A 16,241-nucleotide genomic window follows, 5' to 3' on the forward strand; every position below is an offset into this window, starting at 1 on the left:
TTTTTCCTCCTAAAGTTTGATCTCTTCTCTTGCGATTTGATAAATTTCTTCTTTTGTTCCTTGTTTAATCCGTTCCAATAATTCAGCCTTTGGTAAAATGCCCATCAGCTTTTGCAGGATATTTAACTGCTTGTTTGACTGGCCCAATGCTAATAAAAAGACAATCGATACGTCAATCTTTGTATCATCCATTCCACCCATAACTTCCATTTGTATTGGGTTCTTCAGAGTAGCAATCGTTACGCGGTTGTTATGAACAAATTTGGCATCGGTATGTGGAATTGCCACGCCGATCGGTTCAGTCGGTAAACCGGTAGGAAATCCTTCTTCCCGTTTTATGACTTGTTCTGGATACTCTGCTACAACATCTTGATCTTCAATCAATGGTTGAGCAATGATGTTGATTAATTCTGGGAAATCCTTCGCCTCAACATTTACAAAAATATTTTTCGCATTGGTTAACGCTTCACTCATTGGCAAACCTCCACTGCATTCATACTCAAAATTTTGGCATACACTGTTTCAAACACCGCATCTTCTGCGTTTTGAAGGACCTTGATTAAGTTCGCTTCTTGATTATTTTCTTCATATGCTTTTCCAACGCTTTTAATATAACTTTGCCGCAAGTCGCTGGCAATGTTGATCTTGGCAACATTGAAATGGACCATTCGCTGAATGTGCTCGTCAGGGATCCCTGATCCGCCATGGATGACTAACGGTACTGGTGAAACTTCATTGATTTCTTCCAATAAAGCGAAATCAATTCGCGGTTCATCTTCTAAACCATGGACATTTCCTACTGAAATAGCCAACATGTCACAGCCCGTTCGTTCCACGAACTCTTTGACTTGGGATGGATCGGTTTTCGAATCCGCCTCGCTGACGTGATCATCTTCTTTTCCAAGAATAGCACCTAACTCAGCTTCTACCGGAATCCCATAGGCCTTGGCAAAATCGACTGCTTTTTTGGTAAAGGCAATATTTTCTTCAAAATCATAGGCGGCACCATCAATCATTACCGATGTAAAGCCAGCCCGAGTTGCCCGTTTAACATCTTCAAATTTTTTCCCATGATCCAAATGCAAGGCTACCGGTGTATCCATATCCTCAGCGTAGCGAGCAACCATATCCACGATATATTCATAACCAGCTAAACTGATATTGGTCGGTGCCACTTGGATAAAGGTGGGAATGCCACTTTCTTCAACTGCTCTTAAAATTCCCACCGTTGTTTCCAGATTCGTGGTATTAAAGGCGCCTGCGATTACTTTTCTTTCCTTGATAATGTCTAATAATGTATAACCATTTACTAACGGCATGCTTACATTTCCTCCCTTTGAAGTACCGTTCCAAGGTAGTACTTGTTCGCCTTCAGCCATACATTTCCGAATTCTACTGGCAGTCCTCCTTCTAAATAGACTAATTGTTCTAGATGCAAGACCGGTGAATCTGGGGCAACCTCTAGCTCTTTACCTCTTTTTTCTCCGACCACTCTGGCGGCATATCTGCTTTCAGAGTAAGCAATGCGTTTTCCACTGACTTCTTCCATTACCTTAAACAAGCTTTCCTTGTTGTAATCGTGGTCTTCAACTCCAGGGCATAGTTTGCTGTTGATCCTGTTTTCGATCAGCATTACTTTCTCACCTTCAACATACCGAATTCGTTTCATGTACAAATACTCTTCGCCAACTGTAATGTTCAACCTTGAAGCGATTTCTTTTGTTGCCTTACGGAATTCAGAAGTGATGACCTTCGTTTCATAAGCTAATTTTTGCCCCTCCAAGGATTCAGCGAATGAAAGCAGTCCTTTACCGAGGGAGTAAGAAATATTATCCTCAGTTACATACGTGCCTTTCCCTTGAATCTGATACAACAAACCTTCTTCTACTAGTAAATTCACTGCTTTTTTTACTGTCCCTCTGCTAACTTCCAAAGACTTCATTATTTGATTTTCAGAAGGTATTTGTTCCCCCTTTCCCCATTCTTCAGCGTAAATATTATTTCGTAAATAATCTGCTACTTGGAGATAAACTGGCTTTGAAACCTCTCTGTTAATGATCATTTGATCACCTCCGATATTCATTTTTGTTCCCATTTTAAATGTACAAGCATAACCAACAGTGTACAAGACTGTCATAGCATGTACAACCGGGTACAAGTCCATTGTAATCGGTAACATCTGAAATGTAAAGGATTTTTTTAGTTGCGGAGTTATTCAGTTCATTAAATAATCGTCTTTTATCTGGAATTTCAAACATAGCTTTTTTGAGAGCCCTTTTCCCAGTTAACCTATTAACTCTAGAAGAATCCTCTCTTGCAAAAAAAGACACTTTCAATAATCCGCGAAATTTTTTCTAGAATGTCCAGATATTGAAAAAATTTGATCCATTCTGTACGGCAGGGAGAAATTTACATAGTTAAAAAGCCACCGCAAACCAAAATAATGGTGTGCGATGACTTTTCGACTTATCATTGCTGCTTATATAATAGGATTGCTAAGGCATTTCTCTTTGGCTCACAACCTGTACCACCTCATCGATGCTGATGGGCTTGTAGTCAATCATATCTACTCCGACATTCATAGCGGTTGCGCCTAGCATATCTTTAAAATAGGCCACCCGCGTATTATGAACATGACCATATAAGTGAATGGCTCCTTGATAAAAGCCGTCCCATTCCAAAATAGGATAGTGAAACAAGACAAATCTTCTTTTATTGTATTTGAACGAATAGTAATCCTTCACCCATTCAAAAAGAGTAGAATCAAAAGCCTCATCCTTCAAATAATTTTCATGGTTTCCCTTAATCAAGTATTTTCTACCACGCAGTTTTTTTAGAATCTGATTGGCTTGTTCACCTGTTCCTCTGTAAACGAAATCACCCAAAATATAAACTTCATCCTTTGGTGACTTCACCACCTTATTCCAATTATTAATCAACTGTTTGTTCATCTCGGTGACATCCTGAAATGGGCGATCGCTAAACGTAATCACAGCTTCATGATAAAAATGCAGATCTGCAATAAAATATTTCATTTTTCCCTTCTTTCTTATTGTTGAAACAAAAAACATCCTGGCTGTTAGACAATTTCGTCGTACTGCTCTATCCATACACTACCTTATAAACAAGATTAATAGATGCTTCTTGAAAACGGTGAAGGCTTTTCCAAAAAGCATCTATCTCAAATTTCATGTGACCTTACTTTAAGGCTGCTGTAATTCAGGATATTTTCTAAGTAAATTAGCAGCAGTTTCAGCAATTTGGCTGTTCGTTGCATTGCCGGCATTGGCTGCTAATATTTCTTCATCAGGGATGGCAGCCAAAACATTTTCGTCGAAGCCTTGGTTTTGCTGCATAATTGTTCTAACCATTTCAGCTCTCTCATGATCGGTGGGCACTCCCTGCTGACTAGCAGCTTCAGTCACTGGTACTGGCTCCACCAGACTAGTATCTAAATATTCTTTAGAGACTACAATCCAGCCCTGATCCGGTTTGCTCAGGAAATACCCTGACTCTTCCAAAAATCCTTCGCTGTTAACTCTAAAGGAATCTAATGTGTCAATCTGAACCTGAGTTGCTTTAACACTAGCGTACAATAGTTTGTCTTCCTTGGTTTCTAAAACAATTTCGTATTTCGGATCTTGTAAAAGATCTATGTTTTTCCTTTTAAGCCAGATAGCTGCTACCCATTGCTTCATTTGATCCGCGGTTAGATTGCGCGTATCCACAGCTGCCTCCTTACTCGTCTCCGTAGTGCTGTCCATAGTGCTTTCCGTAGTGCTGGCTGTCGTTGACTCTTTAGAGCTTGAAGGTTTACTTGTTGACGAGACTTCTTGAGCAGCGTCCAAACTATTAGAATTGCTGCTATTTTCATCTGTATTTCTACAGCTGGTCAGTAAGAGAACAGCTGCCAAAGCCAAAGAAATTAAGGTTATTTTTCTCATATAGGAATCCTCCTGTTAATACTCTTCTTATTAATCTAAGTATTATCCTGCAAATCAATTACTTTTCTATATCTTCTATATTTTCCTGCTTCAAATCCACCTGCTTAACCACATATTTCATTACCGTTTTAAACTCTTCAATCGTAGCATTTTCTGATAACTCAAACATACTTTTATGGTACTTTTCGACAATCCGTTTGACTTCTTCCTTTTCAGACACCTGACATTTCCCTCACTTTTCACATGTATTACAAAGATAATCACTACCTCCGAATAATTCATAATTCAGATTATCTTCAGTTAAATCGTTACTCCTATTTCTTGAACAGGTTTCTCTCCACTTGCTCAAAACTATCTCTTCATTGCTATTATTATATCACTCGTTATTTGGAAGCCAAAGTGTAACTATTAATATAGCTTTTCCAATTTATTATAAATCTATTTGAAAATAGTAGCTTATTTAACATCCTCTACTATCATGTTGGGTGATGACATCGTGAAAACTCCCGATGATGTAATAACCTTCTGCTTTTTCCAATTGAGAAAACCTGATAAAACTGTCCATTGCTGGATAACTAGCAGACTTATCCTCTGACACTGGCCAAGCCGACCAATCATAAGCCACTCAGGAAGTGCTGCCATCTCAAACAACGATTGAGCTCTGGAACAGCAAGCTCTGATTTAACTAGAACTCCGGCCCAAATCTCCACGTGGTTGCCGGTTCCAGATGTATTCCCACAAAAACTTTAGGTTTCAATCTGCTACGTTTCAGGAGGCAAGGCAATTGAAGTATAGGCTTTTTTGATTTTTTGAGCTCTGGCATCGTTTATTGCGGGACCAAACAACAGAAAGCTCACAAAATAATGAGCGTGTTGAAGAAAACTCGAAAGCTAATACTTCAGAGCAGACAACTAAGCCGAAGAAGAAAAAGAAGAAAAAGACCGGTAAGCAACCAACCGATCACATGTCCAACTGAAAAATTTAACTGCCTCCGGTAAAAAATCAAAAAATGAGAAAGACTTGAAGATAGAAAAGGCCCTGCGAAAGGGTTCCGGCAAGAAAAAGAATCGCAAGCGGAATAGACGGAAGTAAGATTTTCTTAGCAACAAAAAAGCCAATGAATCCCTTTGGTTGGGCATTCATTGACTAAAAACTAGGCTTATTTGTGGAACTTCAAATTCGGGTAGTTTTTGATGATTCGGCTTAAATTGTGATGCTTCAGCTGCTTCGGTCTGCTTTCCAACAGCTTCAGCACCTTGTTTCGACTGGCAGAAGACTTGTGATTGGTTACTAAATGCTTCAAACGAAACTCTTTGATTGCGGCATTTTCTGGATCAGAAGTATCCACCACAGCTTCCACTTCTTTTTTCGTCGTAAGGGTGAAAAACAGTGTCGAAAGGACATCGCTGGCAACTAAAGCAGCCAAGATAATTGGTCCCAGGTGGTTGGTAGCTGTAATAAAATCATGAATCATCTCTTGAATCATGGGGTTAATAATTTTAATCAGCAATAAGCAGCCGACACCCCAAAACAGGGAGACTGGCACAGCCACTCGACCTTCAATATTCAGCGGGACATGGGTATAATCCCACAGCTTCATATTGAACAGCTTTTCTAAAAGCCAGCTGGTGACAAATTCGATGATGGTCACAATCACCACAATATTAAAGTACAGGTTGAGTAATGTACCGGCATTGCTGGGAACCAGCAGCAGCACAGCAGAAACACCAAAGCCGTAAACTGGGCAATAAGGCCCTAGTAAAAAGCCGCGATAAACAAAATGCCGGGCTTTAATCGAACAGTAAATACTTTCCCATAACCAGCCGATGAAGGAATAGACAATAAACGTCATAAATAATTTATCCAAAAAATGCACCTCTCTTATACAGTTAGTATAACAAAAATGCATCTTTTAGAAAAAAGTTCTAATGTTTTGACTAAAAACGAGAATTTTTACTGTTTATTTGACTTGCTCACGATTGTCGCAAAGTCCTAAGCATTCAATGACACGGCTGCTCGTAAAGCTAACTGGTAGGTTTCAAAGCCAAAGCCGCACATTACACCCGCTGCCTTTTCTGAGAATACTGAATGATGACGGAATTCTTCCCGGGCATGCACGTTGGACATATGCATTTCAATAAACGGTACCTCTAAAATTTCTAGAGCATCGCGAATTGCATAGCTATAGTGGGTCCAGGCTCCAGCATTGATGATTACGGCATCAACCTTGTCTTTGTAGCCTTGGTGGATCCGCTCAACCATTTTGCCCTCGTCATTGGTTTGAAAATGTTCTACTTGGACACCCAGCTCTTTGGCTAGGTTCGCCATGTTTTGATTAATTTCATCTAACGTTACGGTTCCATAGTGCTTAGGATTCCGATGGCCAAACATGTTGTGATTTACACCATGCAGCATTAAAATCTTTTTCATGCTTTTTCTCCTTCAATCGTTATTGCCAAGGGGCTACTTGTAAAGCTTCTTCGACAGTTCCTGTTTTTGCCTGCAGAATTTCCAGACATAATCCGTCTGGCAGCTCTAGCCAATTGTCGCCTTGAGGCATTGGTTTTACATCATAGGTACGAATTTTTTCTAACGCTGCTTGCTGATCTTCGGCCATAATACCTAAATGTCCCAGTTTGCCAGCAGGATGCTTTTCAGGAACTTCAATTAGTTGAATACCGCCATACAGCCACACCTGTCTGGGTTGTCCGGCTTCTTCTTTACGCATGCGTTCGGTGAAGTTCAGAGTATTCGCAAAAAATTCAATGTACCAATCGATATCAGTGACGTAAACGGCCACGTGTTCAATATATGCTTTATTCATGGAAGCCGCCCTCGTTTCTCACTTCAATTCCTTTGACACAAGCAGTTAATGCCTGATTAAATGGCGTTGGAATGTTCATTTTTTTACCCCAGCGCACAACTGCACCATTGATAAAATCAATTTCAGATTTTTGTTTCTTTTCAAGACTTTGTAAAATGGATGTCTTGAAGCCATAGGGCAAGCCGACTGCTGACTTTTCCCAAACTATTCGCGGATCTTCTGTCGAAAGCATAATGTTGTTGGCTTTAGCCACCGCGACTGCTTCTTCAATTGCCGCAAAGGCAGTTTGTTCGATTTCAGGTACTTGGTAAAGATCGCCATAAGGCAGACCTGTAATACCAGCTACCGCACCTGTGGCCACATTAATCAGCAATTTGTCCCAAATCATGCCTTTGATATTTTCACTGATTTTAGTAATGATGCCGCCATCGTTAAATTCAGCTGCAATCTTTTGGATACGTTCCGTTTGCTGGCCATCCATCTCGCCGATGCAGATTTCTTTGCCTACCACACCTGGAATGACTTTGCCGGGAGCAACTAATACGCCGCCGACATAAGCTTTTCCGCCGATGATTTTGTCACTGCCGACTTGTTGTTCAATAATTTCTTCATTGCCCAAACCGTTTTGCAGCGAGAGAACGACCGTTTTTTCTCCGATTAAAGGAGCCGCCTGCTTGATGGCTGCTTCTGTGGCGAAGGATTTCACCAGAACCACCACGATATCCATTTCTCCTAAAGCAGAAGGATCGGTCACAGCTTTAATTGGAATGCTGATTTCCTGATCGTCTTCAAGAAAGATTAAACCGTGCTGATTGATTTGATCTACGTGCTCCTGCCATTGATCAACAAGATAAACTTCTTTACCATTTCTGGCTAAGGTTCCGCCAATCGAACTACCTAAGGCTCCTGCACCTAAGAAACAAATTCTCATCGATCCATCTCCTCTTCAGGAATAAACTTTAGAATGTGCATCGCATAAACACAAATTTGATCGTGCTGATTAAAAATCTCCACATCCGCATAGGTTTTCATTGCTTCCGTATCGACTTCCTTGACGGTATATTTCGCTGTCACTGTATCACCGAAAAAGACTGGTTTGATGAAGCGTAATTTATCATAGCCGTAAGAAACACTTGGAATATCCGCATTAGCCTGCTGCTGAATCATCGTTGACGCAGTACACCCAAAGGAGAAGGTCAGCACGCCATGCACGATTCTTTCTTTGTAAGGAGTAGTTTTCATAAATTCCGCGTTCATATGCATTTGGCTGAAATCACCAGTAATCCCTGCATACATGTAAACATCTGACTCGCTAATGGTTTTAGTGTAAGAATACGTATCTCCGACTTTCAATGGTAGTTCTGTCATTTTATTTTCCTCCTAATTGGTTGTTTAGCCATTCTTCTTGAATTCCCATAACACTTGGATTAAATAGGCGCTCGTCCATCACCTGCAGATTTTCCGCAACGTTTGGTCGGAAAGCCATTTGCTGCATAATATCTTTTTCAAGATCTACTCCTGGAGCAATCTCGATCAGCTCTAAGCCCTTTTCAGTTAATTTGAAGACAGCCCGTTCAGTCACATAATAGACTTCCTGTCCCCGAGCAATCGCGTCCGTTCCGTTAAAGGTAATCTCTGGCACTTCTTCAATAAACTTCTTGAAGCGGCCTTCCTGTTGAATCTCAATTTTTTCTTCATTAATTTCGGTTTTTAAACCGCCAGCCGTTAACGTACCGCAGAAAACGACCTTTTGAGTATTTTGACAAATATCAACAAAGCCGCCAGTACCGACAATTTTGCCGTTGAAGCGGTGCACGTTAACATTTCCTTTGGCGTCCACTTCGGCGAAGCTTAAGAAGCAGACATTCAGACCGCCACCGTCATAAAAATCAAATTGAGCCGGCATTTCCATCAGAGCCCGACTATTCAAGGTCGCTCCAAAGAAAATTCCTTGGGCTGATTCGCCGCCAACCGCTCCGGTTTCAACGGTTAAAACGAATTCGTCTTGTAAGCCTTCTTCTCGAGCAATGATCCCGATACCATCTGCAATTCCGACACCGACATTCCCGACATTACCAGAGGAAATTTCAAACAAGGCCCGGCGCCCGATCACTTTTCGCTGGTTCAAAGGAATCAATTCCGTTGAGTCGGTACAAGCCGTATAATCACCCGATAAGAAACGATTCACGCCGCCGCTGTACAATTGAGTTTGATTTTCATCCACTACTATTGCATCAACATAATAACCAGGGATCTTCACTTGGCGCGGATGCAGGGTACCAGCTTTTACAACCTTCTGGACTTGGACAATCACCTTTCCGCCGTTGTTGTGAGCCGCTTGGGCTAACACCAAGGCATCAGCATAGATGATTTCGTCCTCCATTGAGATGTAGCCTTCGCTGTCTGCGGTAGTTCCGCGAATAATCGCGACATCAATCGGAGTCGTTTTATAGAATAAATATTCCTTGCCGTCGATTGTGTCTTTTTTCACTAAATCTTCCGTAGTTCGTTCATTTAGCTTGCCGCCAGCCTGGTCTGGATCAATAAAGGTTCCTAAACCGACATGGGTATAAATCCCCGGTTGTTTAGAAATCGCTGCTCTGGTTAAATGACAAATGACTCCTTGAGGAAAATTGTACGCCTCAATCTCATTTCGTTCCGCCATTTCCGCAAGTCTAGGAGACTGAGCCCAATGACCGCCAATGATTCGTTTTACCATGCCCGACTGAGCCAGTGGAGACATTCCTCGATCGTTTCGATCGCCTAACCCTGTGGTATGAATCAAGGTTAAATCTTGCGGATGCTGCTCTTTTTTAAACCGCTCTGCCAAAGATGTGATAACTGTCGTTGGTTCTGTAATTCCACCACCAGCACCACAGAATCCGACAACAGCGCCATCTTTAACTAACTGAGCAGCTGCTTCTGCTGTCATAATCTTTGATTTGCTTGCTTTACCCAACCTGTTTCCTCCTTATGAATCTGAATTTTACACCGTATACTCTTCTACTAAGCAACTCGTAACTTCATTCGACTGCCAAAAGTAGAACTAGCATCCTTTTTCTTAATCATAAGCGAGCGTTTTCATATAATCCAATAGCATTTTTTCTAATTTTAATAACTTGAGGTTATCGTTTGAGTTATACTAAGGGAGAGGGGGGAAATTTGATGAATATCCAACAGCTGCACTATTTTTTACATTTAGCAGAGACCCAAAATATGCAGCAGACCGCCGAGGATCTCTTTGTCAGCCAGCCGGCGTTAAGCAAGGCGATTACTAATTTGGAAAAAGAGCTGGAGGTTAAGCTGTTTGACCGTATTGGCCGCAGACTTCAGCTGAATAAATATGGTGAGCTTTTTCAGAAAAGGGCCTATCGTTCGTTAAATGAACTTGAGGTAGGAAAAGAAGAAATTTATGCCCTTACTAATGCGTTAAGCGGACGAATTGATTTAGGCTTTGTTTATTCCTTGGGTCCCATTTTTATTCCTAATCTGCTGGCGGAATACTCAAAAATCAGCCATGTAAAAATTAGAGGCAACCAAACCAACACGATTAATCTGCTGTCTCAGCTGCAGGATGGTAAATTCGATGTCGTCTTTTTTACCGGCAATGAGTCTTATCCCGATATGGGACAGTTCCCTGATTTGGAGATCATTCCTTTTCATACACAGCCAGTTATTTTTGTCGTGGGGATGGAACACCCTCTGTCTAGCAAGCAAAGCTATACTATTGAGGAATTGATGCCGTATGATTTTATTACCTTTCAAAAGCCCAGCACTTTGCGACCTTTAATTGATACCTATTTTGCTTCAAAAAACCTAACGCCGAAAATGACGTACGAAGTATTGGATGACCTGACCCTGCTCAGCTTCGCCAGCAAAAATCTGGGCATCGGCATTTTCCCTAAATCAAGCATTCTAAATAACTTTGGGATTAAAGAAATCAGGGTCAACGAACCCTTTCTTTCCCAAACGATTTATCTGGCGCAAAACCCTCTACGTTATAAATCACCGGCTGTTAAACGGTTTATCGAGTATGTAACTTCGCAAAAGGCGACCTTATTGAAGCAAGTATAATAAAAAGCATCAAGCAGACTCATCCTGAGATAAAGCTGTTTGATGCTTTTCGTTTAATTGAGAGGATTACTTAACCCTTCTTTACTAAAAGATTCCTTTCAGCTGGTAATTTCGCCAGGAACCAAATTCTGTAATTTCATGCATCTCAGCTTCATCTATCTGCTGACAAATAAAGCCTAGTACTACTTCCCCGTCCTCTAACTCCACCTGACCAATGCCAAGCGGGTAAGGAATGGTTTGAATAAAGCTGCTTAACGTCTCATTAGGGATCTGCCAAACTTCGACTTCAATTTTGCACTGTGGTCTTCACATTTGACTAAGGCTGGTTTGCGAACTTCCGTTTTCACTTCATATAGACGATAGCTGTTTGCCGTTTTGGCTTCTCCGTAAAATTCTGCACCGTGAGCAAGCAAATCTTTTTCAAGTGGAAAACCGCGCATATGCAGACCACAAACCACTAATTTAGTTTTTTGCTGCGCTTTTTCAATTGCTGCCGCATAGCTTTTCAACAAGCTTTCTTCTTCTGGAACAGAGAACAAGGTAATTCCAAAAGGCAGCTTGCTGTCGACAGGAGACGGCAGGGCAATGGCACTCAAATTTAACAAATTGCAATGGTTGGTATATAGCCCCATTTGACTATTGGTAAAAATCGGATCAGCCATTACCTGATCAATCCGCCAGGTTCCTGTACAGGTAGGCAGCAGCAGTAAACTTCCCCGCAGCTGATGCTTCACTTTCGCTTCAACCTGCTGGCAAAAGTGCTGTGCTTCAAATAATTGCTTGGCTGAATAGTCGGTCTGTTGCGCTTGCTTTAAGATCGTTGCCAATGGACCAATAATCGCCTCCGGGTGCTGGCTGGCAAAATCGCCAATTGCTACCTCTCTTTCAACCACGAATGGTCCTTCATACAAGGAGCGGGCAACCTGCTGAATTTCCGCCATCGAAATAAGCTCAACCTCTGCATTTTCTTTAAAGTAAGTCACTGTCTGCTTCCAAGATAGCTCATACAGCTTGGCAAAAGGTCCGAAAAACTCCAGCTGATCCGGCAAAAAAACTTTTTGCGGGGCATTTGACTCCCCTGCTTTAGTAGTTAAAGAAGCAAGCTGCTGGTCAATTAGCTGAATATCTTCGATTGTATTGCCAAAAACTGAAACACAATCCAACGATTCACAGGCTGGCACTACCCCTTTAGTTGAGTAGCTGTCGAGTGCTGCCTTGTACCCAATGATATTGTTCAACGCCGCCGGTACCCGACCTGAGCCTGCCGTATCGGTCCCCAACGAAAAGCAAACCTGTCCTAAAGCGACCGCCACGGCCGAGCCTGAGCTGGAGCCGCCGCTGATCAGCTCGGGATTAAGGGCATTTTTTGTAGCACCGTGAGGGGATCGTGTCCCCACTAATCCAGTAGCGAATTGATCCATATTGGTTTTGCCGATAGGAATGGCGCCAGCCTGAATCAGCTGCTGAACCACCACAGCTGACTCTTCTGGGATGTAAGAAAACGCTGGACAGGCTGCCGTTGTCGGTACCTTTGCCAAATCAATATTGTCCTTGATGGCAAAGGGAATTCCCCACAAGGGTTTGTTTTGAGGGCCAGCAGCTTCCAACTCTTTTACGTAGGTCATGATTTCCGCTTTGTCCAGCACATGCAGCCAGATGTTGTAATCGGCAAACTCCTCGATGCGGACAAGAAGCTGATCGATGACTTCTTCAATAGTAAATGCCTGACGACGATAGCCCTCCTGCAGGTGTCGAATGGTCAATTTTTCCATCTGCTAGACCTCCTCAATAAAGGCTAGGGATTCACCTGAACGTAAAATATCCCCCTGCTTAATCAAAATTTCCGAAATTTTTCCATCACAAGGAGCATGATAAGCGATCTCTGTTTTCATACTTTCGGTGACAATCATAGGTTCCCCGCTTTTCACGTAATCCCCCTTGCCGACTAAGATTTTCCAGACGCTGCCTGGGATGGCACACTTCAAGACTTCATTGTTTTCCGGTATCGCCCGTTCAGCTGCGGGAGCTTCATCCATGGTTTCCGGTACGAATTCCAGCAAGCCTTTTTTCCGCCAATCTTCCCGTTCAGCTTCAAAGGCCGTTTGCTGGCGTTTTTTCACCTGTTCGATTTCTTCCTGGTGCTCTGACAGCTGCTGTAAATATTCTTTAATAGAAAACTCAGTCTCTTCAATTTCCAGCTGATAGTTTCCTTGTACAAAATCCTTGCGATATTGCAGCAATTCTTCTGGGGAAACTAGGAAAAACTGCAGCTGATCGAAATAATCCAGCAACCAAGGCTTCGCTTTACTAAAATAATCGGTTTCCTTTTGCAGATTCCACATTTGAATCGTCCGGCCAAACAGCTGATAGCCCCCAGGTCCTTCCATACCATATACACATAGATAAGCACCGCCGATTCCTACCGCGTTTTCCGGTGTCCAGGTTCGAGCTGGATTGTATTTAGTAGTAACCAACCGATGAATTGGATTGATCGGTACTGCCACTGGAGCACCTAAATACACATCGCCTAACCCTAAAACCATATACTTCGCTGATAGAATCGTGTCCTGTACCGTCGTCTTATTTTTAAGTCCATTAATGCGGCGGATAAACTCAATATTATCTGGACACCAAGGAGCATCCGGCCGTACATTGCCTTGATAACGTTCCATCGCCTTAACCGCTTGAGGATCATTCCAGGAAAGAGGCAGCTTCACCACTCTTGAAGGAAAGACAGCATTTTCCAGATCTGGCAATTGGTTATCCATAGCCACTACTTTATTCAGTACGGATCTTAACGACATTTTCTTTGTATTCACCTGGATTTGTAAACTGCGGATTCCAGGCGTCAAATTGACGATTGGCAGATCGCTGGCAGTAAGCTCCCGATACAAGGCGTGAATCCGAACCCGCAGAATAAAGTCCAGCTCCATCTCGCCATATTCCAAAAGCAAGTATTGATCGCCTGACAAACGAATCGTCAGCTCGATACCCTCAGCATTTTGACCTTGATAAAAAATGGGGTAATTAGGCTGCTTCACCAACGTTTTGGTTTGATCCTGCTTCCGATTACGATAAAGCTGGGTTAACACTTCGCTGGTCAATGGTCGGGCCAACAGCTTATCTTGTTCAGCATTCATTAGATTAGCAGTCTCAAGATCCACTAGACGGAACTGTAAAGTATCCCCTGGTTTTAGCTGCCCTAGTTTCCATAAATCACTAGTAATAACCGTCGCCGGACAAACAAACCCGCCGAGACTAGGACCATCTGGACCTAAAATGATCGGCATGTCACCAGTAAAATCGACTGTCCCTACCGCATACGCATTATCGTGAATATTGGAAGGATGTAAACCAGCTTCGCCGCCATCTTCCCGCGCCCATTTTGGCGTTGGTCCAATCAGACGAACCCCGGTTCGGGAGCTGTTGAAATGCACCTCCCATTTGGTCTCGCAGCATTCCTTCAAGAAGCTGGGATCAAGAAATTCTGGTGTACAATGAGGACCTGGTGTCACATGAAGCAGCCAGTTTTGCTCGGTCCGCGCTAATTGGAAAGGCTGTTCCAGTGAAACAGAACTCTTAGCCGATGCTTTCAGCGGATGCAGCACATCGCCGGTTTGAAGTGCCCGGCCATTTTTTCCACCAAAGTTTCCTAGAGTAAAACAAGAGGCACTGCCTAACACCTTCGCTGCACTGAAGCCATTTTTGACTGCTAAATAACTGCGCATGCCGTTCACTGATTCGCCAAAGCTCAACACTTGACCGGCCTCAGCTTGGATAACCTGATACATGGGAATCGGCTGTCCGTCTAATTCGGGCTGTAGATCAGCACCAGTTAAAGCAAATTCCAGTGAACCACGGAACAGCCATTTGCCGCCGGAAAGTGTCAGCTCAATTACTGGAGCCTCTTCAGCATTGCCCAGCAGCTTATTAGCCAATCGGCCAGACAAGGTGTCCATTGAACCAGATGGCGGAACACCCACTCCCCAATAGCCTACTCGGCCAGGGTAATCCTGCAGCGTACTATTTAGACCACCATCCAACACCTCAATGGCTGGAACTTCAATCGTCAGCTTTTCCAAAGTCTTCGTCGTAATATCTCCAACAATAACCTGCGGCTGCTTCAATACTTCCTGTAAAAAGTACAAATTGGTTTCGAGTCCATAAAGCTGCGTTTCCTCCAGGCTGACAGCTAATTTAGACAAGGCTACTTGGCGTGTCTCGCCTTTAGTAATGATCTTTGCCAGCATCGGATCATAAAATGAACTGATCTCCAGCTGATCAGAAATAAAGGTTTCGATTCGGGCTTGCGAGCTCCAGCTCACTTCATCTACTTTACCTAAGCTAGGACGAAAATGATGATAAAAATCCTCGGCATAAATCCGAGCTTCCAGACTGACACCTTGCGGCTGCAGCTGAATGTCTCCCAGCTCTGGGAATTCATTTGCTGCCTCTTTAATCATCCATTCCACTAAATCGATTTGGAAAACTTCCTCGGTAATACCGTGCTCCACCTGTAACCGAGTATTTACCTCTAAAAAGTAAAAATTCTCTGTAGCGGTATCGTACAAAAATTCCACCGTTCCCGCACTGCGATAGCCCACCGCCTGACCTAACTGCTTCGCTGCCTGATGCAGCGCCTGACGAATCGCTTCCGAAATGCCAAAGGCCGGACATTCTTCAATGACCTTTTGATTCCGTCGTTGCAGGGAACAATCCCGTTCGCCAACCGTAACCAAATCACCAGCGGCGTTCCCAAAAATCTGCACCTCGATATGGCGGGCATTTTCTACATACTTTTCTAAAAAGACACCGCCGTTGCCAAAATTGGCCTCTGCCTGATTAACCACCGAATCATAAGAAGCTAAGAGCTCTGCCTGATCCTGACAGATCTTCACCCCGATTCCGCCTCCACCTGCGGTACTTTTCAGCATAATCGGATATTCCATCGTGTCAGCCGCTTTCTTCACCTGCCACTTGTGATTCAATAATTCAGTTCCCTCAATCATCGGGACCCCGGCTTTTTGGGCATACTCTCGAGCTAAATGCTTCATCCCAAATTCGCGAATATGCTGACTCTCTGGACCAATGAACACAATTCCATTGGCGTTACATTGCTCCACAAAATCGGCATTTTCACTTAAAAAACCATACCCCGGAATAATCGCTTCAGCCTGACAATTTTGGGCAATCATCAGCAGCTGCTGCGTATCCAAATAGGTTTCATTGACTGTTTGTCCTTCCAGCAAATAGCTTTCATCGGCTAATTCTACGTGCAGACTTTTTTCATCTGCTTGGGCGTAAACCGCCACAGCAGTAATCTTCATTTTTTTCAAGGTGCGAATAATCCGAACCGCAATGGTGCCGCGATTGGCAATAAGTACTTTTTTAAACATCTG

Annotated in this window: 14 protein-coding genes and 1 pseudogene; 1 reads left to right on the forward strand and 14 read right to left on the reverse strand. The window is 42.9% G+C overall.

What is annotated here, in order from left to right; translation table 11 throughout:
• Positions 1-9: 9 nt before the first annotated feature.
• The 12 genes from I588_RS18575 to I588_RS18630 form a co-directional block, all read right to left on the reverse strand.
• The gene (locus tag I588_RS18575; RefSeq protein ID WP_010758397.1) at positions 10-474 is read right to left on the reverse strand and encodes a PTS sugar transporter subunit IIA; all 465 of its coding nucleotides are present in this window, start codon (positions 472-474) and stop codon (positions 10-12) included.
• Entirely contained in the window at positions 471-1,319 is an 849-nt protein-coding gene (locus I588_RS18580; RefSeq protein WP_010758398.1) for a class II aldolase, read from the reverse strand. Before I588_RS18580 ends, I588_RS18575 begins: the two co-directional genes overlap by 4 nt.
• 2 nt (positions 1,320-1,321) lie before the next feature.
• The gene (locus I588_RS18585; protein ID WP_010758399.1) at positions 1,322-2,062 is read right to left on the reverse strand and encodes a GntR family transcriptional regulator; all 741 of its coding nucleotides are present in this window, start codon (positions 2,060-2,062) and stop codon (positions 1,322-1,324) included.
• A gap of 433 nt (positions 2,063-2,495) precedes the next feature.
• Positions 2,496-3,035, reverse strand: a complete 540-nt coding sequence (locus I588_RS18590) for a metallophosphoesterase (RefSeq protein WP_010758400.1) — start codon at positions 3,033-3,035, stop codon at positions 2,496-2,498.
• 168 nt (positions 3,036-3,203) lie between these two features.
• Complete coding sequence (locus I588_RS26520; RefSeq protein WP_010758401.1) at positions 3,204-3,944, reverse strand: hypothetical protein; 741 nt, start codon at positions 3,942-3,944, stop codon at positions 3,204-3,206.
• A 58-nt stretch (positions 3,945-4,002) separates the two neighbouring features.
• Positions 4,003-4,164, reverse strand: coding sequence for a hypothetical protein (locus tag I588_RS27610; protein WP_010758402.1), 162 nt, complete (start codon positions 4,162-4,164; stop codon positions 4,003-4,005).
• A gap of 939 nt (positions 4,165-5,103) precedes the next feature.
• Positions 5,104-5,796, reverse strand: a complete 693-nt coding sequence (locus I588_RS18605) for a putative ABC transporter permease (protein WP_010758403.1) — start codon at positions 5,794-5,796, stop codon at positions 5,104-5,106.
• 140 nt (positions 5,797-5,936) lie between these two features.
• Complete coding sequence (gene aroQ, locus I588_RS18610; protein WP_010758404.1) at positions 5,937-6,374, reverse strand: type II 3-dehydroquinate dehydratase; 438 nt, start codon at positions 6,372-6,374, stop codon at positions 5,937-5,939.
• 19 nt (positions 6,375-6,393) lie between these two features.
• Entirely contained in the window at positions 6,394-6,768 is a 375-nt protein-coding gene (locus I588_RS18615; protein ID WP_010758405.1) for a VOC family protein, read from the reverse strand.
• On the reverse strand, positions 6,761-7,699 hold the full coding sequence (locus I588_RS18620) for a ketopantoate reductase family protein (RefSeq protein WP_010758406.1): 939 nt from the start codon (positions 7,697-7,699) through the stop codon (positions 6,761-6,763). The genes I588_RS18615 and I588_RS18620 overlap by 8 nt, the downstream gene beginning before the upstream one ends.
• Complete coding sequence (locus tag I588_RS18625) at positions 7,696-8,136, reverse strand: MaoC family dehydratase (protein ID WP_010758407.1); 441 nt, start codon at positions 8,134-8,136, stop codon at positions 7,696-7,698. The genes I588_RS18620 and I588_RS18625 overlap by 4 nt, the downstream gene beginning before the upstream one ends.
• Position 8,137: 1 nt before the next feature.
• Entirely contained in the window at positions 8,138-9,727 is a 1,590-nt protein-coding gene (locus I588_RS18630; protein ID WP_010758408.1) for an acyl CoA:acetate/3-ketoacid CoA transferase, read from the reverse strand.
• A gap of 206 nt (positions 9,728-9,933) precedes the next feature.
• Here I588_RS18630 and I588_RS18635 point away from each other — a divergent pair, with 206 nt between their 5' ends.
• On the forward strand, positions 9,934-10,842 hold the full coding sequence (locus I588_RS18635) for a LysR family transcriptional regulator (protein ID WP_010758409.1): 909 nt from the start codon (positions 9,934-9,936) through the stop codon (positions 10,840-10,842).
• An 84-nt stretch (positions 10,843-10,926) separates the two neighbouring features.
• Here the strand turns inward: I588_RS18635 and atzF are convergent.
• Both atzF and uca read right to left on the reverse strand, forming a co-directional pair.
• Positions 10,927-12,614 (reverse strand): annotated as a pseudogene (gene atzF / locus I588_RS18640) (allophanate hydrolase).
• Between the two features lie 3 nt (positions 12,615-12,617).
• Positions 12,618-16,238 (reverse strand): urea carboxylase, encoded by a 3,621-nt coding sequence (gene uca / locus I588_RS18645; protein WP_010758411.1) that lies wholly within the window; start codon positions 16,236-16,238, stop codon positions 12,618-12,620.
• Positions 16,239-16,241 lie beyond the last annotated feature (3 nt).

Source organism: Enterococcus pallens ATCC BAA-351, assembly GCF_000407485.1.
GTDB lineage: Bacteria > Bacillota > Bacilli > Lactobacillales > Enterococcaceae > Enterococcus_A > Enterococcus_A pallens.